Genomic DNA, 21,879 nt, shown 5'->3' on the forward strand with positions numbered 1-21,879 from the left:
CGTCTCGCGACACATCATGGGGTGTGTTGGCGTTCTGCCGGTCTGCTAACGTTGCAAACTGCACCCTTTTCGTTGCTGGCGTCCTCGGCGTTCGGTGAGGCCCTGCTATTTCTCGCCATGAATAGTCCGATCCGAATTACGGATCGGCGCATCGCGCTGGTGCGTGAGCTTGCTCGCACGGAGATTCGACGCGAGCTCGGTCTGGAACAAGAGCAGCACGTTTCGCAGCGTCTGCTCGCGCGCGAGCGCGAAAGTGTTTTGACCGAGCTCCGCCGGGCTGCGGAGTTCGGCTCGACGGTGGCCATTCAACGGCTTCGTACCGGGACAGCCGTCCCACATGCGTCGGCGGGACCGCAGCATGAACGGCAGCCTCACAGGCGAAAGCTGATTCCAGAGGTCGCATAACGCCGAAGGTTCTCAATCTCGATTCGCTCCAATCGCTGTTTGCGGATGATCCCGAAAATCTACGTGCCTTGGTCGCAGAAGCCGTAGAGCATAGCGCGGGTCTCATCAATCGCTTACAGGCGCTTTGCGACGCTCGCAGCGATGATGCGAGCAAGGTTCTGCACGAGCTCAAGGGGCTCACGCGGACGGTCGGCGCCGAGGAGCTTGGCGATCTTAGCGAGCGAGCGGAAGGATGGGCGCGTGCCACCCGCTGGGGCGATCTCGCGCAAGACATCGGCGCGCTCCAGGCAGCCCAGGAGCGCCTTGCAAAGGCGGTCGCGGCTCTAGGGGACGATATAACCGGAAGTGAATAGGCCCGACTCGATGGGCACGGTCGTCGTCATTGCAGACAATACGGCAAATTTGCATGCATATGAGTACAATCTCAAGCAGATTTCTGATGTGCAGGTTTTGACGTTTGCCTCTCCGGCGACCGCCGTCAAACAAGCTGCCGGTCTGGACTCGGATGTATTGGTCGTCGATTTCCGGATGCCGGATGTACGCAGCTTGGATTTCGTCGATCAATTTCGCAAACGTGCGCGCGGCGACGTGCCCGTCGTCATCGTCACCGATGCCGATGAGAACGAGCTGCGTATTCACGCGCTGCGCATTGGAATCGACGACGTCGTCAAGAAACCGATCGATGCGCTCGTCCTAGCGGAACGCGTGCAGAAGATGCTCAAGCTTCGTGCGCGCAGCCGCAAGCTCGCCGACAAAGCCGCTGCGCTCGAAGAAGAGGTAGCGCGCTCGACTCGCAATATCCGTCAACGCGAGCTCGAGACGATTCACCGCTTGACGCGCGCCGCGCAACATCGTGCCAAAGAGAGCCGCAACCACGTCGTGCGGATGGGTCACTACGCGCATATCCTGGCGAAGGCATACGGCACCGACCTCATGACGCAGGAGCTTATCTTCCGCGCCGCGCCGATGTACGACATTGGCAAGGTTGCCGTGTCGGATCGCATCTTGCTCAAACGCGGGCCGCTCAGTCCGGCCGAGCGTGAGATCATCAAGACCCATACGGTCGCAGGTCACGACATTTTACGCGATAGCGAATCGCCGCTCATCCAGCTCGCCGGTTTGATCGCGTTGTCGCATCACGAGAAGTACGACGGTACCGGCTATCCGGACGGCGTCGCGCGCGAAGCCATTCCACTTGCGGCTCGAATCTGCGCGATTGGCGACGTTTTCGACGCACTCTTGGCGACGCGTCCTTACAAGGCTCCCTGGTCGCTGCCCGACACGATTCAGACGTTGCGGCGCGGCCGCGGCTCGCATTTCGACCCGCATCTGCTCGACGCGTTCTTGGACATGATGCCGAAGATCCAAGAGATCCGTAACGAGTTTCCGGACACCGAAGCGGCCGCCTAACTTCTGGGCATAGTGTCCCCATGCGCGCAAATTTGGCGCTGCTTGCGGGACTCATTGTCCTTGCGATCGTGCTCGGGCCGTGGTTCGACGTGCTCTCCGACCGCGCGTTCGCGTGGCACATGCTTGCGCATGTCATCATCATGCTGGTGGCCGCACCGCTCTTACTGCTCGGCGCTCCGCTGCGACGGTTGTTGGCGTTGCTGCCTACCGGCGCCGCACGCCGAGTTTCTCATACGCTGCGCACGCCGCTCCTTCTGACGCTCGCATCACCGGTCGTTGCGTGGCTCGCGTTTGCGGTCGTTTTGTACGCGACGCATTTCTCACCGATGTACGAAGCTGCGCTCGACCATCCCGCCGTGCATGGCTTCGAGCACGTTCTTTATCTGACCGTGGCTTTGGTGTTTTGGAATCCGATCTTAGCCGTCGCGCCGGCGCCCCACGCGCTTTCGTATCCCGCGCGTATCTTCTACGTGTTCATGGCTATGCCGATCTGCGGCTTTCTGGCGCTCGCGATTTACACCGCATCGCATCCGATGTATCCAAACTACGCGGCGCGGCTAGGCTCAGCTGCAGCGCTCGTCGATCAAGCCTACGGCGGCGAGATCATGTGGCTGGGCGGCGGAGCGGCCCTATTCGTCGCGTTGATAGGGCTCGCGGCGCAGTGGTTGCGCGACGAGGAACGCCGCGCGCTCGTCTACGACCGTCAGCCTTGGATGGAGCCGAGATAGCGCTCGGCGAGAGCTTCCGACTCGGCGAGGACGGATGGTGCGCCTTCCTCGATAATGCGACCGCCCTCGATGAGGTACGCGCGGCGTGCAATGGGAGCAACCCATGTGACGTTTTGCTCGGCGATCATCACCGGAAGACCTTCGTCACGCAATTGCGCGACGATCGACGCAAGCTCGTCGACGATCGTTGGTGCGAGCCCGATCGAAGGCTCGTCGAGCAACAGCAATTTTGGCCGGCGCATCAGCACTTTCGCGATCGCCAGCATCTGGCGCTCACCGCCGCTCAGACTTCCGCCAAGCGAGGTGCGGCGCTGCGCAAGTCGTGGAAAGCGCGTCATCATCTCGTCGACGCGCGCGGCAAACTCGGCGCGCGAGAGACGAATTCCGAACGTCGCGAGAAGGAGATTGTCATCGACCGATTGGCGCGCGATGATCGCGCGCTGTTGTGGAACCAAACCGATTCCGGCTGTGACGATGCGATCCGTACTCAGCCCGCGAATCGAGCGGCCTTCCCAGACGACGTCGCCGCTGCGCGGACGCGGATCGCCAAGAATCGTGTTGAGCAGTGTCGTCTTCCCGGCACCGTTTCGCCCGAGCAGCGCGACGATCTCGCCCGTGCCGACGTGCAAGCTCGCATCGCGAATGATCGTGGTGTTTCCATAACCCGACGTCAGATCGCGCACGTCGAGAATGCGCGTCACCTCGCCCGCTTGCGGTTCGATGGGCGCCGATTTGACGGTCTCACCATGATGTGGACCCAGATACGACTCGACAACTGCTTCGTTGACCCGAATCTCGACCGGCGTTCCGGATGCGATGCGTGCCCCTTCGTGCATTGCGGTGACCGTGTTGCACAACCCGAAGACGAACGGGACGTTATGTTCGACCAGCAAGATCGTCACGCCGCGTTCGTCACGCACCGAACGAAGCATCGCGGCAAGACGCGCGATTTCCGCGCCGGTCAGGCCAGCCGTCGGCTCGTCGAGCAGCAGAATACGCGGCTCACTTATCAGCGTCCGCGCGACTTCGATTTGCCGCTGTGGGCCGAAGGCCAAGCGTTTCGCGGGCTCGCTGGGATCTTGCTCGTATCCGACCGCGCGCAACAGCTCGACGGCGCGCGTGGAGAGCTCGCGGTCCTCTTTCAAAGCGAGATTCGTTCCGAGCGACCCATTGATGACGCCCGTCCTACCCTGAGCGTGCGCGCCGACTAAGACATTCTCGAGCGCGCTGAGGTCGAAGAAGATTGCCGGCTTTTGAAACGTGCGCCCGATGCCGTACTCGACAAGACGGCGCGGTCGTGGATTGATCGGCCGGCCGCCAACTTCGATTTCGCCACCCTGCCGTTCCACGACGCCGCACAACGTGTTGATTGCGGTCGTCTTCCCGGCGCCGTTCGGCCCAATGAGTCCATGAATCTCGCCCGCGTCGAGCGAGATCGAGAAGCTGCGGAGAGCGTGCACGCCGCCGAATGAGACGTCGACGTTACGCATTTGTAAGATCGCTATCGGCCTGGTCTCGCGCGGCCTTTTGTCAGATCGAATATCGTTCCCGTGATTCCGTTCGGTGCCAGGATGAGCACGAGCAATAAAACGGCTCCGTAGAATACTTCGCGGTATTGCCCAATTGCGCGAAACAGCTCGGGTATGACGAAGAGGATGAATGGTCCAACGACCGGGCCGACCACGCTCGCCGTCATGCCTCCGACGACGACGTAGGTCAAATGCGCGACCGCAACGTTCAAGCTGTAGGCGCTCGGGTTCGTGACGCCGAGAAGCAAGGCTTGATACGTACCTGCGAGCGTCGCAAGGGCGCTCGAAACCGCAAACGCGAGCGTCTTCATGCGCGGGACGTCGATGCCTTGGATCTCGGCGGCGATTGGTTCGTCCTTGATCGCGAGCCACGCGCGTCCGATGCGCGAGCGCTGCAGCTCGCGGACGAGCACGATCGCGAGGCTGGCCGTGAATGCGCAGATCGCAATCACCACGTCGAGCGTGACGTTGCCGATTAGCGGCAGCGTCGTGGGCGGGGCGATCAGACCGTAGCCGCCGCCCGTCCAATCACCGCCCTCATTCAAAATGACGAGAAAGACGTCGAGGAACCCGAACGTCACCATTGCGAGATAGAAGCCGGCCAAGCGCAATGAGACGAAGCCGAGAATCCACCCGATGCACCATCCCACGATGACGGCAATCGGAATCGAAATGAGTATTGGAACGTGGGCGCGGAGCATGATCGCCGTCGAGAGGTTGGCGCCGATCCCGACAAAGGCGGGACTTGCGAGCGACAGCAAACCGGCAACGCCAAGCAGCAGGTTCACGCCGAGCGTAATGATGACCAGCACCGCGAATTGTCCGAAGACGAATCGCGGGTATGCCGGTAGCGTGAACTCGAACGCGATCGCAGCTATTCCCAGCAACGAACCGTAAACGAAGGGCGAGTAGGGAAACCGGGGGAGTAGCTTCGTCAATGCGTACGCAGCTTGACGGTCGAGAAGATGCCCTGCGGACGCCAGATCAAGACCGCGACGAGTAACGCGAAGGTTATGACGTCGCGAGCAACGCCGCCGACTCCGACGACCGCATAGGTCTGTACGACGCCGAGGATGACGCCGCCGAACAGCGCACCGAAGACGCTCTCGAAGCCGCCGATTGCGGCGGCGATAAAGGCGGGAAAGAGCACACCGGCGCCCATGGCCGGAAAGACGCCGGTAATCGGCGCCAGCAGCACGCCGGCAATCGCCGCGACGGCTCCGCCCAGTGACCAGCTGAGCGCGAGCATACGATTGACCGGAATGCCGGTGATCGCTGCGCGTCGCGGATCTTCCGCGACGGCACGCATCGCCTTACCGTATGTCGTGGTCGTGAACGTGACGTATAAGGCGGCGAAGATGATCAGCGTGACTGCGACGACCGTGAAGCTGTTGAGTGAGACCGTCCCTGCGCCGCCGAGCGAGACATCATGGTCGCCGAAGAGCCAAGGGACGGCGCGTATCGGATTGTCGGTGAATTGCAGTCGCGCGGCCGCTTGCATGAGGATCGAGATCGCGAGCGTGCCGATAACGATGCTGATCTCGGGGGCCCGGCCTAAGAGAATGCGCGTTACGAAGAAGAACATGAGGCCGATCACTGCGCCGAGCGCAATCGGTCCCAAAATCTGCACGAGCGTGCTTTGTCCGTTTTGCGCCAGAAATACGTATGCGTACGCTCCTGCCATCAGCATTTCGCCCTGTGCGAAATTGACGACGCCCGTGGCGCGAAAGATCAGCGTCAGCCCAATCGCGATCAGAGCGTAGACCGCTCCGATCGCGATGCCGCCGACGAGTAATGTCACGTACCGAAGTTCTCGACGCGGGTGTAGTCGCCGTTCTTGACGACGATCAAGACGCACTCGCGGTTACCTTTGTGATCTCCGTTTCGAAACGAGCGTGGAAGACCGATCGGTACGGCCCACGTGAAAAACGAATCCTTGCCCGCGATAAAGTTGTGGACGTGCTCGAGTCCGTCAACCGTTTTGTCTTGGGTCGGATTCGCTCCCGCGCGGCGTAAGCCGTCGGCGAACACGTAGAAGTCCGCATAGCCCGCGAGCGAAAACGAGTTGGGCGTGTTGGGCGGCGGGTTGGGAAAGGCTTTCGCAAAACGCATTTTCCATTCACCCATCGGGCCGGTCTTCTCGCCCATGAATTGTTCGGAGTTGATCCAGAGCGAATAGAATCCGTCGGCTGCCGGTCCGGCAAGTTTCGGTACGACCGTGTCGCCGAAGACGGTGTCTCCGAGCAGCTTCGAGGTTATTCCGGCGCGCTTGAGCTGCGGAAGAAGACGTCCGCCGTCGGCCGGAAGCCCGCACAGGTACATGGCATCCGGGTTTGCGGACTTGATCGCGTTTGCTTGAGCCGTAAAGTCGGTGTCACCGCTCTTGAACTTTTCTTGCAAAACGACTTTGATGCCCTGATCGGCGAGCCGCGGAATCATGAATGGCAGTACCGTCGTACAAAATGCTTCGTCGCTCGAAAGAAAGCCGACGGTGTGCGCTTTGAACGTTTGGCCCAGAACTTTGGCAGCGTATGCGGCAACATCTGCGCGTACGACGGTCATGCCGCTGAAGACGTAGGGGCTATAGTTTTGCAGGACGCGCGGGTCGCTCGCGAGCGAGTCGTAGTACAAGAACTTCGACTGCTGAATCAACGGAATCACCGAGGCCGTCGAGGTGCTCGTGCCGCCCCCGAAGATCGCGAAGACTTTGTCTTGATCCATCAAGCGGCGCACCGCGGAGATGCCGCCTTCGGCCGTGCCGGCGTCGTCTTCGTACACGACGTCAATGTGACGGCCATTGATCCCCCCGTGCGCGTTGATCTCGTCGACCGCCATCTGCGTTCCGGCCTTGAAACCCTGCCCAACCGTACTGGCCGGACCAGTCAGCGAGACTTGCACGCCGATCAGAATACTTTTTGCACCCAGACCTTGGACGCCCGCGGCGCGTGCCGGAACGTACGCAAGCGTCGAGACGAGCGCGACGAGTGCGACCCAAGCGAAAAAGCGGATTCCCCTCATACCTTGACTCCTTTGGTTGACGCCGAGTGAATTTCGAAGAAACGCTCGGCGTTGCGATAGAAAATTTTCTCGAGAATCTCGGGCGCGTAACCTTCCTTCGTCCAATCCAGGACCAGCCGTTCGTAGGTGAACAACGGAAAGTCGGCGCCGAACATGACGCGGTCTTTGAGGCGGCGCGATATCTCGTGTTTGAGCGCGGGCGTGTGATACTTCGGCGACCAGCCATGCAGCTCGTACCAAACATTCGGCTTGTGCAGCATGATCGCGATCATCTCGTCTTGCCACGGCCACGCTGGTCGCGCAGCGATGATCGTGAGATCGGGGTGCGAAGCAGCGACCTCGTCGAGATGCCGTGGATGCGTTGCATCCAGGCGAATGCCGCCGCCGCCGGGTAAGCCGGCTCCGGCACCGGTCGTTCCGACGAAGATTAGCGCGGGCGCTCCCGCGTCGGTGCACATCTGATAGAAGGGCTCCCAGGCGGGATCGCTCGCGGCTGTGGAGCCGGCGCTCGAAACAGCGAGCCCGCAAAATCCGGCGCCGGCGCGCAAGCAATACTCAAACTCATCGAGCGCGGGCCTGCCGGCTTTGGGATCGACATGAATCCAATTCCCGATCACGCAGTCCGGGTACGTGCGCTGGTACTCGAACGCATAGTCATGGATCTGGCGCGCTTCCCCGCCGATCAGCCCCTTGTCGAATCCGAAGTCGAGGATAACGCGGACGCCGCTCTGACGGAAGTACTGAGCCTGTTCCTCTTCCGTATAATAGCGCGGCTTCGAACGCCAGGTGTGTTGCTGCTGTTCGAGTTGCTCGGGCGTGCGCAGAACGTAGCCGCGCTTCGTACCCCAGTGCGAGTGCATGTCGATCAGCTTCATGCCGTCGCCTTGGACTCGATGAGATCGCGCAGGCGCCCCTTTTGGACTTTACCGGTCGGAGTACGTGGTAGGACTTCGATCTGCTCGAGACGCTCGGGCAGCTTGTATTTGGCAATTTGGGGAGCCAGAAACGCGCTCATCTCTTCGAATCCGAAGGTCATCCCAGGCCGAACGACGACGCACGCGACGACTTGTTCGCCGGTTCGCGGATGCGGCGTCCCGATCACGGCGCAATCAGCGATGGCGGGATGCTTGAAGAGCACCTCTTCGATTTCGCGCGGATAGATGTTGGCGCCGCCGCGAATGATCATCTCTTTCTTGCGGCCGACGATCTTGAGGTAACCGTCGGAATCGAGAACGCCAAGGTCTCCGGTCTTGAACCAATTATCCTTGGTGAAGGCGCGCTCGTTCGCCGACGCGTTGTTGTAATATCCCGGCGTCACCGAAGGACCAATGTTTGCAATCTCGCCGGCGGTACCGACTGGAACATCCTGATCGTTCTCATCCAAGATGCGCAGCGGTACCTCGGGAACTTGGCGTCCGACGAGTCCGACCACGCGCTCGGGATCGTCACCCGTAAGCGTTTGCGCCTGCGAACCGGTTTCGAGCATCCCGTACATTTCTAGGAGCCGTCCCGGAATTTCGCGTTCGGCGCGCAGGATGACTTCGATCGGGCAAGATGCGCCGCCGACGACATATGCGCGCAGCGAGGTGAGATCGTATTTCTTCAGATCGGCATGATCGAGCATCGCGATCACCGCTGCCGGTGCGGACGCGAAGTGGGTGATCTTCTCGCGCTCGATCTGTTGCATCATCAGTCCCGCATCGAAACGATCCATCAAAACGGCCTTCGCGCCGGCAAGGATGGCTTCGACGATCAGCATGAGCCCCCAGTTAAGGCCGACGGGTAAGAAGATAAGCGTCGCGCCGTCCTCACCCAGGAGTTGATTGCGGTTGCAGACGTAGCACGCACAGATCGTCGTGTTATATGTGTGCTGCACGGCCTTCGGATCGCCGGTCGTTCCCGACGTAAACGCGACACGGCAGAGATCGTTGCCCTTGGGACGTCGCGGACGCAGCGCAGCATCATCGATCTTTTGCGAGCGATCGGCAAGGAACGCACGGAGATCGAATGTTCCGCTCGGGATATTGTCGCCGACCATCATGAGATGCTTCAGCCGCGGCAAGCGTGCGCGCATCTCGTCGACCATCGGAGCGTATGCGAAGCCGCGGAACTCCTGCGCGAAGACGAAACACGTTGCTTCTGCGAACGAAAGGATGAACTCGACTTCCTTGGCTCGGAAGTCGGCATGAAACTGGCAGAACGGAATCCCCACCAGCATCGCAGCGTTCACGGCGATCGCAAACTCGGTCCAATTCGGAAGCTGAATCGCGACGACGTCCTCGCGCGTGATCCCCATCTCGACGAATTTCGTTGCGAGCCGCTGGACTGCGCCCCAATACTCGCCGTACGTGATTCGCAAACGGCCATCTACGAGCGCAATACGATCCGGAAACCGGCGAGCGTTCTCTTCGAGAACTTCGCAAGCCGTCGTCTGGGTCCAAAGCCCTGCCGTCTCGTACTGCTTGATGACGGCAGGGGTCAGTCGTTCTCTCAGGAGTTGCATCGCGTTTCCCTCACAATAGGCTGCGGATCGTCCCTCCGTCGGCTTGAATCGCCGTGCCCGTGACGTAGCCGGCACGGGTCGAGCACAAAAAGGCCGCCAGCGCCGCGATGTCCTCCGGCTCACCTGCGTGGCCCACCGGGATTCGCTTGACGTCTTCGGCGACCATCTCTTGATAGTCGCGACCAGAACGCTCGGCTTCGTATCGTAGCACGATCTCGAGCCGTTCGGTGTTGATGCGTCCCGGCATAATCGTATTGATCGTGATGCCGTCGCCGGCGATCTCGAGCGACAGCGTTTTCGCAAAACCGAAGAGCCCCGCCCAAGTCGAAACGGAAAGCCCGTATTGCGGGATCGGCGACTTCGCGGACGTGGCCGTTATGTTGATGATGCGGCCCCACGCGTTTTTTTGCATGTGCGGAACGCACAGCCGCGTCATTCGAACCGCGGAGAGAAAATTGCGTTCGATAGCTTTCAGCCAAGCAGCGTCATCAAACTTCATTAGATCGCCGAGCGGCGGCGCACCATCGTTGTTGACGAGGATGTCGAGACGTCCACGCGCGGCTACGGTGTCGCCGACTACGCGCTCGTTGTCGGCGGCCTTCGTCCAATCACCCGGAATTTGCAAGACGTCGGCGCCGGTGAGCTCTTTGATCTTCTTTGCAGCATTCGCGAGATTTTCGGCTTTGCGCGAGGTGATCGTCACTTGCGCGCCTTCTTGCGCAAGCTCGCGTGCGATCGCAAATCCGATTCCTTGTGCCGAACCGCACACGATTGCGGCTTTGCCGCGAAGTCCCAAGTCCACTATTTCGCCTCCACGAGCTGCGCGAGGGACGGCTTTTGAACTTTCCCGGTCGGCGTGCGCGGAAGCTCGTCGAGGACGATCAAACGCTCGGGTAGTTTGTAGCGCGCAATGCGGGGCTCGAGGAACGCAATCATGTCGTCAAACCCAAAGTGTTGGCCTGGACGAAGGACGACGCACGCCACCGCCGTCTCGCCCAGACGTGGGTGCGGGACTCCGACGATCGCGCAGTCGGCAACCTTCGGATGTTCGAAGAGCACCTCTTCGATCTCGCGCGGATAGATGTTGGCTCCGCCGCGAATGATCATCTCTTTCGTTCGCCCTGCTATGCGCAGCAATCCGCTGGTGTCGAATACGCCGAGATCACCGGTGCGGAAGAACCCGTCTGCGGTGAACGCCCGCTTGTTCGCATCGGGATTCTCGTAGTAGCCAAACATCACCGACGGCCCGAAGCACTCGATTTCGCCGACCGTTTCTGCGGGGACAAGACGATCTTCGGCATCGCATACACGCACCTGCGCCTCGCGCACGGGCCGTCCGACGGTTCCGGCGACGAGCTGATAGTCGTCTTCGATGTACGTCCGCGATTGGACGCCGGATTCGAGCATACCGTACATCTCGAGAACGCGTGCACCAAAACGTTGTTGCGCGCGTTTCATAACCTCGATCGGACATGACGCGCCGCCCGATACGATCACTTCGAGCGAGGTGAGATCGTAGTTCCCGCCGTCGGCCGCGTCCATCATCGTGACGAGGCTTGCAGGGGCGGTGACGAAATGCGTGATGCGCTCGCGCTCGATGATCTCGAGCGCCTTTCGCGCCTCGAAGCGTTCCATGTACACGATCTTGCAGCCGGAGAACAACGACTGCTTGGTGCAGCCGAGTCCCCAATTGAGTCCGACCGGTAGAAACAGCAGCATGGCGCTCTGCTCGCTCATGCGTTGATCGCGCGCCGAGGAACGTGCCGTGCAGCTTGACGTATTGTGCGTGTGCACGACCGCCTTGGGATCGCCGGTCGTTCCCGAAGTAAACGCCATCCGGCAGAGGTCGTCGCTCTTCGGCCGGCGCTCGGCAAGTTGCGCCAGCGCATGTTGGGACGCCGGAGGAACCGGATCGGATGCAATGATGACGCGCTCGAGATTGGGGAGCTTCGGGCGCAGCTCGGCGATCATCGCCGCATAGTCGAAGCCGTGGTGCACGCCCGGGATTACGACGGCACGCGCTCGCGAGAACTCGAGCACGAAGCCGACTTCCTTGCTACGGAATCCGTGATGAAATTGACAGAACGGGATCCCGGCACGCATCGCGGCGTTGATGGTTATCGGGAAATCGACGCCGTTCGGGAGCTGCACCGCGATCACGTCGTCACGCGTAAGCCCCAATTCGAGGAACGCGGAAGCCAGGTTTATGGCTGCCTCTTGATATTCTCTGAACGTCAACCGCCGCGTCGAATCGACGAGCGCTAATGCATCTGGCCGAAGCTGTGCTAAGCGATCCAGCGTTTCGTTCGCAGTTTGCTCTTGCCAGTCACCGCTGCGATAGAAGCCGGAAACAACCTCGGGTGTTAGCCGTTCGGGCCAAGGCACACGCACGCGCCAGCGTTCGCTGGAGTTTTTGCCATGTCATCCCGGGCTATCGTATGCGGCGGTGGATCTGTTCGATCTGCGAGACGCGCTCGAAGCAGCGCTGATGCGGGGCGAGACGGATCGATTCGCTCGGTCCGAGTGCGAGATACCCGCCGCGACTGAGCGAGTCGAAGATGACCTGATGGGCGCGATACGCGAGATGTTTGTTGAATTGCGGCAGCTGCTCGCGGCACAACACTAAGTGAAATTCGTTGAACGACCCGTCCGACACGAGACTGTGCGTCGAGAAGACGATGTTTTCTCGTAAGGCCGGATCCATCGAGGGCGCCTCGCCTTCGAACGAGATGTAATCTTCGAGCGTCGATTTTCCGCCGGACTCGCGATATCGTCGAAACGCCCCATCGAGCGTCTCAGCGTGGATCTTACCTTCCTTTGCGCATGCGATCGCCGTGCCGGATAGATCCGTGGCGTAGATCCGTGCGCGCCGCGCGAGGCCTTCTTCGCGGAAGAGGATAGCGAGCGAATAGGCTTCTTCGCCGCGGCCGCATCCGACGATCCAAGCACGAATCAACGGGAACGTGCGCAACATCGGCATGATCGTGGTGCGCAGCTCCGCGAATAGCGACGGTTCGTCGAAAAGCTCGCTCGAGCGCGAGCTCAGTCCGAAAACGAAACGATCGAGCGCTTCGCCGTCGTGCAGAACGCGTTCTTGCAGCCCGGAGATCGTCCGCAAACTCTCTGCCCGCATTCGCTCGGCCACCCGGCGCTTGACGAATGCGGGAGCGTAGTCACGGAAATCGTAGCCGGAGAATCGATTGACGGCTTCGAGAAGAAGCTGCAACTCGATGTCGGCTACCGAGACCGTGCTCGGAAGCGGTACGATCACGCGGGGACGTTCAACCAGACGCGGATGAGCGAGATGAGTTGTTCGATATCGACGGGCTTGGAAATGTACTCCGATGCGCCCGCCGCGAGGCACGTTTCACGATCGCCTTTCATCGCTTTCGCGGTGAGGGCGATGATCGGCAGATCACGCATGCGATCGTCGCTGCGCATCCTGCGGATCGTCTCGTAACCGTCCATCTCGGGCATCATGATGTCCATCAGGACGATGTCGACGTGCTCGCCACGCCCAAGCATGTCGAGACACTGCATTCCGCTTTCGGCGGTTAGGACGTTCAGGCGATATTCTTCGAGCATCGTCTTGAGCGCGAAGATGTTACGCGTGTCGTCGTCGACGACGAGAATGGTCCGGCCTTCGAGCGACGATCCGATGCGAGCCTTATCGAAGCCGCGCTTGCCGACGGCAAGGCGCGATTCGACTTGGTTGAGGAAGTAATTGGTCTCTTCGATCAACCGTTGTGGGGCCATCGCGTCCTTGATGATGACGCTTTCGCTCAGGCGGCGCAGCTCGTGTTCCTCCGCCTCGCTGAGCTCGCGTCCCGTATAGACGACGATCGGTACCTGCGGATGCGTCGGATGTTCTTTGATCTGCTTTATCAGGTCGACGCCCGCCATGTCCGGAAGACCCAAGTCCATGACGATGCAGTCGAAACGGTTTTCATCCAGCGCTGAGAGCGCTTCGGTACCGGCCGCAACGGCCGTTACCACGATCTCGCCGGTACTGATGAGATTTGCCATCGCTGAAAGCTGCGTGAGATCGTCTTCGACGACGAGCACGCTGCGCGAACGCTGCTCGGCGAATCCGAGCAGATTATCGAACGCACTAACCAGCTGCTCTTCGGTGACCGGCTTGCGCAGATGCGCGACCGCTCCCGAATTCATGGCCCGCTGCCACTGCTCGGCTCCCGAAATCACGTGCACGGGAATCTCCCGTGTGCTGTGATCCCGCTTGACGGCGTCGAGTAAGTCCCAGCCGTCCATATCCGGGAGACTGATGTCGAGCGTAATCGCGTCGGGCAAGAACTGCCGCGCCAATGCCAGCCCTTCGGCTCCGCTGGTTGCGACGAGCCCTTTAAACCCGCGATCGCGCGCGAGTCCGAGCAAGATGCGCGCGAAGATCGTGTCGTCCTCGACGATGAGGGCGACGCGATCGCTCGGTTGTGCCGAGCCACGATCGTCGGCGATCTCGGGATGCCCCGTGTAGTCGATCGTCGCGGCCGGGATCGGCTTCGGTGCCGGCGCCGCCGGCGTAGTCGCGACGCTCGATTGTTGCGGCGCAGGCATTGCCATGACGTGGGAAAGGCGTTGCGCCGGGCGCACCAGCGGATGCGAGAACGTGAACGTGCTACCATCGCCCGGCGCGCTTTCAACCATGACCTCGCCGCCCAAGAGGCCGGCGATTTCACGGCTGATTGCCAGACCAAGTCCGGTGCCACCGAACTTGCGGGCCGTGCTCATGTCTTCTTGTTGGAAGGCTTCGAAGATGACTTTGTGCTTGTCTGGCGCGATACCGATGCCGGTGTCCGTCACCGCAAAGTCGGCCCACGGAATGATGTTGCCGCTCGCGTCTGCGCGGCGTTCGGTCGTGACGTCGAGCGTCACGGCGCCGTCCTGTGTGAACTTGAAGGCATTGGAGAGCAAGTTCTTGAGGACTTGCATCAAACGAACGCTGTCGGTTTCGATGCTTTCCGGCAATCCTTCACCGAGCTGTACAGTGAACGCGAGCCCACGATCTTGCGCGATGCTGCGGAACGTGCGCTCGACGTTCTCGACGATGTCGTTGAAGGGCATCGGCCCAATCTCGACCGGAGTCATGCCGGACTCGATCTTCGAGAGGTCGAGAATGTCGTTGATCAGGTCGAGCAGGTCGATACCGGCGCGCCGGATCGACTGTGCGAACTCGACTTGCTTGGGTGTGAGGTTCTGCCCCGGATTGTCTTCGAGCTGTTTGGCGAGCAAGAGCAGCGAGTTGAGCGGCGTGCGCAGCTCGTGCGACATGTTTGCCAAGAATTGAGATTTGTATTTCGAGGTGAGCGCGAGCTGCTCGGCCTTTTGCTCGAGCTCTTTGCGTGCCGAGTCGATTTCGCGCGTACGGCGTTCGACTTCGACGTTCTGCTCGGAGAGTAGGCGGGCTTTTTCTTCCAGCTCCTCGTTGGTGTGCTGAAGCTCGTCCTGTTGGCTTTGCAGCTCTGCGGTCAACGATTGCGACTGCTTGAGCAGCTCTTCCGTACGCATGTTCGTCGCGATGTTGTTCAAAACGACGCCGATCGATTCGGTCAACTGATCGAGGAAGAGCAAGTGGATCTCGCTGAACTTCTGGAAGCTCGCGAGCTCGATGACGGCGCGAACTTCGCCTTCAAAGAGCACCGGCAGCACGACGATGTTGAGCGGGCCCGAAGCGCCGAGTCCCGAGCTGATTTCGATGTAGTCGGGCGGCGCATTCGTGACGAGGATGCGCTCACGTTCGTACAAGCACTGCCCGACGAGGCCTTCGCCCGCCGTGAAGTGCTGCTTGAGATGCTTGCGCGTCGTATACGCGTAGCCGGCGATGAGCTTGAGAAGCGGTTGCTCGTCGACGGGTTCGTTCAAGTAGAAGACACCGGTTTGCGCTTCGACCAGCGGAGCCAGCTCGCTCATGATCATCTTCGCAACGGTCTTGATGTCTTTCTGGCCTTGCAACATACCGGTGAAGCGGGCCAGGTTGGTCTTGAGCCAGTCTTGTTCTTGGTTCTTACGCGTCGTGTCGCGCAAGTTCCGAATCATTTCGTTGACGTTTTCGGTGAGCTGTCCGACCTCGCCGCGTGCACTGACCTCAATCGTTCGAGAGAGATCACCCTTGGTGACGGCAGTTGCGACTTCACCGATCGCACGAATCTGCGACGTCAGCTGTGCAGCCAGTTGGTTGACGGAGTCCGTCAGGTCGCGCCACAGACCGGCGGCACCGGGAACCTCAGCTTGTCCGCCGAGGATACCTTCGAAGCCGACTTCGCGCGCAACGGTCGTAACCTGATCGGCGAACGTTGCGAGCGTATCGATCATCGTGTTGATCGTCTCGGCGAGCTCTTCGATCTCACCCTTGGCTTCGAGGAGCAGCTTACGTTTGAGGTCGCCGTTTGCGACCGAGGTAACGACTTTCGCGATTCCGCGAACCTGGTTCGTGAGGTTACCTGCCATCGAGTTCACGGAGTCGGTCAGGTCTTTCCACACGCCGCCCACACCCGGCACCTGAGCTTGTCCGCCCAGTTTTCCTTCGGAACCGACTTCACGCGCGACACGCGTGACCTCGGATGCGAAACCATTGAGCTGATCGACCATCGTGTTGATCGTGTCTTTCAGCTCGAGCATCTCGCCGCGCACGTCGACCGTAACTTTCTTCGAAAGGTCGCCGTTTGCGACGGCGGTCGTAACGCGCGCGATGTTACGGACTTGGTTCGTCAGATTGAAGGCCATCGTGTTGACCGAGTCCGTAAGGTCCTTCCAGGTTCCGGCGACACCGGGCACCTGCGCTTGACCACCCAAAATGCCTTCCGATCCGACTTCGCGCGCCATGCGCGTGACTTCGGATGCGAATGCGTTGAGCTGGTCGACCATGACGTTGATCGTGCCTTTGAGCTCGAGAACCTCGCCGCGCACGTCGACGGTGATCTTCTTTGAAAGATCGCCCTTTGCGACGGCGGTCGTTACTTCGGCGATGTTACGAACCTGCGCGGTCAGCGAGCCGGCCATCGAGTTCACGGAGTCGGTTAGGTCCTTCCACGTACCGGCGACACCGGGGACCTGGGCTTGACCTCCAAGTCTTCCTTCCGTACCGACTTCGCGCGCGACGCGCGTGACTTCGGATGCGAACGCGTTGAGCTGGTCGACCATCGTGTTGATCGTACCTTTGAGCTCGAGCATTTCGCCGCGCACGTCGACGGTGATCTTACGTGAGAGGTCGCCTTTTGCGACGGCGGTCGTAACTTCGGCGACGTTACGCACCTGACTGGTCAAGTTGCCGGCCATGAAGTTCACCGAGTCGGTAAGGTCTTTCCACGTACCGGCGACGTCCGGAACGACGGCTTGTCCGCCGAGCTTTCCTTCGGTACCGACTTCGCGCGCAACGCGCGTGACTTCGGATGCGAATGCGTTGAGCCGGTCGACCGTCGAATTAATCGTGGCCTTGAGCTCTTGAATCTCGCCGCGAACGGCGACCGTAATCTTCTTTGAAAGGTCGCCTTGCGCGATTGCGGTCGTGACTTCGGCGATGTTACGGACCTGCGAAGTCAGGTTACCGGCCATCGAGTTCACGGAGTCCGTAAGGTCCTTCCACGTACCGGCGACGCCTTCGACGACGGCTTGACCGCCGAGTCTCCCTTCCGTACCGACTTCGCGTGCGACGCGCGTGACTTCGGATGCGAATGCGTTCAGCTGGTCGACCATCGTATTGATCGTCGCCTTCAGTTCTTGCATTTCGCCGCGTACGTCGACGGTAATCTTCTTTGAAAGGTCGCCGCGCGCAACGGCAGTCGTGACTTCGGCGACGTTTCTGACCTGCGAGGTCAAGTTACCGGCCATGAAGTTCACGGAGTCGGTAAGGTCTTTCCACGTACCCGCGACGCCTTCGACGCGCGCCTGGCCACCGAGTTTTCCTTCGGTACCGACTTCGCGTGCGACGCGCGTGACTTCGGATGCGAATGCGTTGAGCTGGTCGACCATCGTGTTGATTGTGTCTTTGAGCTGAAGGATCTCGCCGCGAACGTCGACGGTAATCTTCTTCGAAAGGTCTCCCTTTGCGACGGCGGTCGTGACTTCGGCGATGTTACGAACCTGTGCCGTCAGGTTACCAGCCATTCCGTTGACGGACTCGGTGAGATCGCGCCAGGTACCGGCAACGCCGCGGACGTCGGCCTGTCCGCCGAGCCGTCCTTCGGAACCGACTTCGCGTGCGACGCGCGTGACCTCGGACGCGAATGCGTTCAGCTGATCGACCATGACGTTGATCGTGTCTTTCAGCTGCAAAATCTCGCCGCGCGCTTCGACGGTGATCTTTTTTGAAAGGTCACCGCGAGCCACGGCGGTGGTGACTTCGGCGATGTTCCGAATCTGGTTCGTCAGCGTACCGGCCATCGAGTTCACGGAGTCGGTCAAGTCTTTCCACGTACCGGCTACGCCGCGGACCTGGGCCTGGCCACCCAGTTTTCCTTCAGAACCGACTTCGCGTGCGACGCGCGTGACTTCCGAAGCGAATGCGTTCAGCTGATCGACCATCGTGTTCAGCGTGCGGCCGGCTCGTAAGAATTCACCCTTGAGCGGACGGCCGTCGATTTCGAGCGTGACCTGTTGCGAAAGATCGCCACGCGCGACCGACGCCAGCACGCGTCCGGTCTCGATGATCGGATGCGCGAGGTCGGAGATCAGCTCATTGACCGAATCGATTGCAGCCGACCAGTCACCGACTGCACCCGAAACCGAGACGCGCTGCGCAAGCCGTCCGTCACGTCCGACGGTCTGACTGATGCGCTGCAGCTCTCGTACTAGTCGCGCGTTCAGCGTTGCGACGTCGTTGAATGCTTCTGCCAAATCCGGATCGGTCGTGCTGGACGACAAACGGGCGGAGAAATCGCCGCGTCCGAGGGCGCGTAGTGCACTGAGCACCTCGCGATTACCGGAGGCGGGCGCTTTTGACGCACGCGATCGCGCACCGTTCGAGTGGCCGTTGGATTTCGCGCCGTTGGAACGCGACGGAGACGAAGCTGATGACTTCGCCTTCGGACTGGGTGCGACCGTAAGAGGCATAAGCAGACTCCGTGAAGTCAGAAAGGAGGCGTGGTCCCATGAGGGAAGCGCACACCTCGCACTGGCCAGTTTTGCCCGGAAATACCCGAAATCACGAGCATTTAAACGTTAGCTCTGTGGTCGCAAGGGCGAGAGTGCGTTTGGCCGCTTCCTCGCATGGGCAAAACTGCGGCATACCTGCAGGGGTGCTCGTTTGAGTTTAACCAATGCGCTCGCCGTGACCGATGACGATCTGACGCAGTCGGTTCAGGGAGTTCTCGAACTCCTATCGTCCGCGAGTCGTCTCCTATTGCCAGCCGAGGACATCGAGAGCGCGCTACCCGTGCTCGCCGAATTGCTCGTGCCCGCATGGGTCGACGGCTGCACCATCGGGCTGCTTGGGAGCGAAGACGAGGTTCGCGTCGCCGCGTCGGCCGGTCGCGCGCCGAGCGAGACGGCGCTAAACCGGCGCCTCCCCCATGCGCCGATCACGTCGCTGCGAAGTGAGGGAGGCTGGGCGCTCGAGGTCGCGATCACTGGACGCGCGACGCCGTACGGCTTCTTGTGGCTGGCGGGAGCCGGCGATGCGCCTTCCTCTTTGATAGGAAGCTTGGCTGAGGAGCTCGCCCTTCGGATTGCGATCGGCATCGACACGGCGCAGGCCATTGCCCGAGAACACCACGTAGCCGAAACGCTGCAGCGCGCGTTGCTGCCGGAGGTGTTGCCCCGCAACGGTTCGGCGGTCCTCGACGCGGCGTATCGTCCCGCCGCCGGCGAATCGATCGTAGGCGGCGACTGGTACGACGCCTTCGAGCTCCCGGACGGCCGCATTGGTATATCGATCGGTGACGTAGCCGGCCACGGACTCTCGGCAGCGGTCGTAATGGGCGAGGCACGGCAGGCTGTGCGCGCGTCGACGTACGATGCTCGCTCGCCCGGCGAGGTGCTGAGTCGCGCCAATCAGATGCTGCGCTCGATGCCGATGATGGTCACGGCGCTCGTCGGCATCTTCGATCCGCGCACGTCAGTCTTCACCTACGCGAGCGCCGGCCATCCGCCGCCGCTGGTCATCACTCCCGATGGCCATTCGTTCATGCTTCCGAACGGTGACTTACCGCTTGGTGTCGTCGACGATTTAGCGCCCACACCGTGGACGTTTACGTTTTCACCGGGGACGCTCGTCGTGCTTTATACGGACGGTATCGTCGAGTTCGAGCGCGATGTCTTTTTCGGCGAGTCGGCTTTGATTCGAGCGTCGCTCGACGAGCTTGCCGAGCTTTCCGCGCATCCGGCCAAATCGGTTCAGGACCGCGTCTTTGGGTCAAAGCAAAACGTCGACGACGTTGCCACGATGACGTTGTTCATCCAGCCGCGCGCGGTCGAGGCCTTCGATTGCGTCTTTTCCGCCGTTCCATTTGCGGCGCCGTTCGTTAGGCGGGGCCTGGAGCGTTTTCTGATCGATCAGGGGATCGGCGACGACCACCGGTTTGCAGTCATAACAGCGGTCGGCGAGGCGGTTGCCAATGCAGTCGAACATGCCTACGCGGACGTTCCCGGGACGGTCCATCTTTGCGTGCGGGTCGACGAGTCCATAATCCGCGTACACATCGAAGACTCCGGCCGTTGGCGCGCCGCGACCAAAGAAGAAGAACGCGGTCGTGGCATTCCGTTGATGCGCGCGTTGATGGACCGCGTCGAGATACGTACCGATAGCGCGAGTACGCAAGTTCGCATGCAAATGCAAACGACATAACATTGCGTTAGTCCCCAAGCAAAAATGGGGATAATGTGCGAGATGTCACTGGAACGAATCTTGATCTGTCCGTGCGGACATTATCTCGAGTGGCACGGCCGGCACGGCTGCGTCGCGCCTTTGCAAAGCGATGAACCCATGCGCTGCGAATGCATGTTGACCCGGCCGCAGATGGTGGATCGTTTGGTGCGCGTTGAACGCGACGAGATTCGTGCGCAATGGATTGATGTCGGTCCCGGTTTCAGTGGCGGCTCCTAGGGAAGAATCGGATTGGATCGCTTGCGCGATCCCAACCCGAAAAAGCATCACACACCCTCAAAGCGCGGCGGACCGGACTTAGCGTTCGGTCCGTCGTTTTAATTTTGGTGATCAATGTCGCGGCAAACAGCCTCAATTATCGTGCACGCTCCCGTCGAACGCATTTACTCGTTGTGGACGAACTTTCCGGAGTATCCGTCTTTCATGTCGCACGTGCGTAGCGTTTCGTATATCGATCGCGAGCGCACGCGCTGGGTCGTCAATATCGTCGGACGCCACGAATGGGCAGCCCGTAACGAGAATTGGATTCCCGGCCGCCAAATCGGCTGGCGTTCGATCGACGGATTAGAAAACAGCGGACTGGTCGCGTTCACGCCGCGTCCAGATGGCGATACTGACGTCGAAATAACGATCGAATACACGCCGCCGTCCGGAATGATAGGCAAAATCAGCGAGATTCTCGGCGCCGGGAAAGCGTTCGAGCTTCAGTTACGCAGCGATCTCGCGCGTTTCGCCGAGAGCCTGGAGTCGAAGATCAGCCCCAAGGCTCCGTCATCGGCGGGTGCTCAGGCGGCACCGGCGCTTCAGGCGTAGCGGGAGCTTGACCCGGCGGATACGGCATCTCGGGCGGTATCGGCTCGGGAGTGGGTCCGGGTCCGGTCGGTGGAACGTCGGGCGGAAGGCGATGCATCTTCACTTAGAGCTGCGACGTTGCGTCTTCGATTGCGGCACGGAAATCGTCATGAACGAGGAGCGCGCGGTGTAATCCGGTCGCTTCGAAAATCTTGCGAATCTTTGAATGGTGGGGGACGATCACGTGCAGTCTTTTCCCAAAATGTCGATGCGCGCTCACGAGCGCAGTGATGCCGGACGTATCGATGTACGTACACTCGACGAATGCGACGAGAATTGGGTCGGGCGATCCGGCGCCTGCTCGCTCGATCGCTTCGCTGAGCTCGTGATAGTTCGTGATGTCGAGCTCGCCGAGGACATGAACGAGTGTCAGCCTTCCAAGCTGCTCCACCGTCACCGGCGCAAATGTCGTCGTCATAGAAAATGACCTCTCCGAGAACCTTGTACCCAAGCCCTAGACAGATTAGGCTTTGCGGGCAGAAGGTTTGCCCGAAAGACTCACGGGGTATTTCAACGCTCAATCGCACTCCGGGCGAGGAGGCCTTTTTCTATGGAAATGGTTCGACGTTACGCACAAGGGGCCGCGGGAACGACTGCCCT

The 21,879-nt window shown here is 60.6% G+C and carries 17 protein-coding genes and 1 pseudogene; 6 read left to right on the forward strand and 12 right to left on the reverse strand.

Annotation, left to right across the window (positions count from 1 at the left end; translation table 11 throughout):
- Window positions 1–21 precede the first annotated feature (21 nt).
- The 4 genes and pseudogenes from VGG22_03005 to VGG22_03020 all read left to right on the forward strand — a co-directional run bounded on the left by VGG22_03005 (window position 22) and on the right by VGG22_03020 (window position 2,543).
- Window positions 22–405, forward strand: a complete 384-nt coding sequence (locus VGG22_03005) for a hypothetical protein (GenBank protein HEY1727332.1) — start codon at window positions 22–24, stop codon at window positions 403–405.
- Window positions 406–473: 68 nt separating this feature from the next.
- Window positions 474–758: an Hpt domain-containing protein gene (locus VGG22_03010; protein ID HEY1727333.1), complete on the forward strand. Its 285-nt coding sequence runs from the start codon at window positions 474–476 to the stop codon at window positions 756–758.
- Window positions 751–1,815: an HD domain-containing phosphohydrolase gene (locus VGG22_03015; protein HEY1727334.1), complete on the forward strand. Its 1,065-nt coding sequence runs from the start codon at window positions 751–753 to the stop codon at window positions 1,813–1,815. Before VGG22_03010 ends, VGG22_03015 begins: the two co-directional genes overlap by 8 nt.
- A gap of 11 nt (window positions 1,816–1,826) precedes the next feature.
- Window positions 1,827–2,543, forward strand: a pseudogene (locus VGG22_03020) (cytochrome c oxidase assembly protein).
- On the opposite strand, the gene VGG22_03025 reads toward VGG22_03020, so the two are convergent.
- The 10 genes from VGG22_03025 to VGG22_03070 are packed head-to-tail and all read right to left on the reverse strand — an operon-like array spanning window position 2,519 to window position 18,467.
- Entirely contained in the window at window positions 2,519–4,033 is a 1,515-nt protein-coding gene (locus VGG22_03025) for an ATP-binding cassette domain-containing protein (protein ID HEY1727335.1), read from the reverse strand. The pseudogene VGG22_03020 and the gene VGG22_03025 sit on opposite strands and share 25 nt — an antisense overlap.
- A gap of 11 nt (window positions 4,034–4,044) precedes the next feature.
- Window positions 4,045–5,010: a branched-chain amino acid ABC transporter permease gene (locus VGG22_03030; GenBank protein ID HEY1727336.1), complete on the reverse strand. Its 966-nt coding sequence runs from the start codon at window positions 5,008–5,010 to the stop codon at window positions 4,045–4,047.
- Window positions 5,007–5,873, reverse strand: coding sequence for a branched-chain amino acid ABC transporter permease (locus tag VGG22_03035; protein ID HEY1727337.1), 867 nt, complete (start codon window positions 5,871–5,873; stop codon window positions 5,007–5,009). The genes VGG22_03030 and VGG22_03035 overlap by 4 nt, the downstream gene beginning before the upstream one ends.
- On the reverse strand, window positions 5,870–7,090 hold the full coding sequence (locus VGG22_03040) for an ABC transporter substrate-binding protein (GenBank protein ID HEY1727338.1): 1,221 nt from the start codon (window positions 7,088–7,090) through the stop codon (window positions 5,870–5,872). Before VGG22_03040 ends, VGG22_03035 begins: the two co-directional genes overlap by 4 nt.
- Window positions 7,087–7,965 carry an amidohydrolase family protein gene (locus VGG22_03045; protein HEY1727339.1) on the reverse strand — a complete coding sequence of 293 codons (879 nt, stop codon included), beginning with the start codon at window positions 7,963–7,965 and terminating at the stop codon, window positions 7,087–7,089. The genes VGG22_03040 and VGG22_03045 overlap by 4 nt, the downstream gene beginning before the upstream one ends.
- The gene (locus tag VGG22_03050) at window positions 7,962–9,593 is read right to left on the reverse strand and encodes an AMP-binding protein (GenBank protein HEY1727340.1); all 1,632 of its coding nucleotides are present in this window, start codon (window positions 9,591–9,593) and stop codon (window positions 7,962–7,964) included. Before VGG22_03050 ends, VGG22_03045 begins: the two co-directional genes overlap by 4 nt.
- 10 nt (window positions 9,594–9,603) lie before the next feature.
- The gene (locus VGG22_03055) at window positions 9,604–10,395 is read right to left on the reverse strand and encodes an SDR family oxidoreductase (GenBank protein ID HEY1727341.1); all 792 of its coding nucleotides are present in this window, start codon (window positions 10,393–10,395) and stop codon (window positions 9,604–9,606) included.
- The gene (locus VGG22_03060; GenBank protein HEY1727342.1) at window positions 10,395–11,984 is read right to left on the reverse strand and encodes an AMP-binding protein; all 1,590 of its coding nucleotides are present in this window, start codon (window positions 11,982–11,984) and stop codon (window positions 10,395–10,397) included. Before VGG22_03060 ends, VGG22_03055 begins: the two co-directional genes overlap by 1 nt.
- 40 nt (window positions 11,985–12,024) lie before the next feature.
- On the reverse strand, window positions 12,025–12,864 hold the full coding sequence (locus tag VGG22_03065; GenBank protein HEY1727343.1) for a CheR family methyltransferase: 840 nt from the start codon (window positions 12,862–12,864) through the stop codon (window positions 12,025–12,027).
- Window positions 12,861–18,467 (reverse strand): HAMP domain-containing protein, encoded by a 5,607-nt coding sequence (locus tag VGG22_03070; protein HEY1727344.1) that lies wholly within the window; start codon window positions 18,465–18,467, stop codon window positions 12,861–12,863. Before VGG22_03070 ends, VGG22_03065 begins: the two co-directional genes overlap by 4 nt.
- 478 nt (window positions 18,468–18,945) lie before the next feature.
- Here VGG22_03070 and VGG22_03075 point away from each other — a divergent pair, with 478 nt between their 5' ends.
- Window positions 18,946–20,388, forward strand: a complete 1,443-nt coding sequence (locus VGG22_03075; GenBank protein ID HEY1727345.1) for a SpoIIE family protein phosphatase — start codon at window positions 18,946–18,948, stop codon at window positions 20,386–20,388.
- Window positions 20,389–20,433: 45 nt separating this feature from the next.
- Here VGG22_03075 and VGG22_03080 read toward each other — a convergent pair whose 3' ends face one another.
- Window positions 20,434–20,697, reverse strand: coding sequence for a hypothetical protein (locus tag VGG22_03080; protein ID HEY1727346.1), 264 nt, complete (start codon window positions 20,695–20,697; stop codon window positions 20,434–20,436).
- A gap of 63 nt (window positions 20,698–20,760) precedes the next feature.
- Here VGG22_03080 and VGG22_03085 point away from each other — a divergent pair, with 63 nt between their 5' ends.
- Window positions 20,761–21,240: an SRPBCC family protein gene (locus tag VGG22_03085; protein HEY1727347.1), complete on the forward strand. Its 480-nt coding sequence runs from the start codon at window positions 20,761–20,763 to the stop codon at window positions 21,238–21,240.
- Window positions 21,241–21,343: 103 nt separating this feature from the next.
- On the opposite strand, the gene VGG22_03090 is transcribed toward VGG22_03085, so the two are convergent.
- Entirely contained in the window at window positions 21,344–21,697 is a 354-nt protein-coding gene (locus VGG22_03090) for an STAS domain-containing protein (GenBank protein HEY1727348.1), read from the reverse strand.
- Window positions 21,698–21,879: the final 182 nt, after the last annotated feature.

This window comes from Candidatus Baltobacteraceae bacterium, from assembly GCA_036489885.1.
Classification (GTDB): domain Bacteria; phylum Vulcanimicrobiota; class Vulcanimicrobiia; order Vulcanimicrobiales; family Vulcanimicrobiaceae; genus JAFAMS01.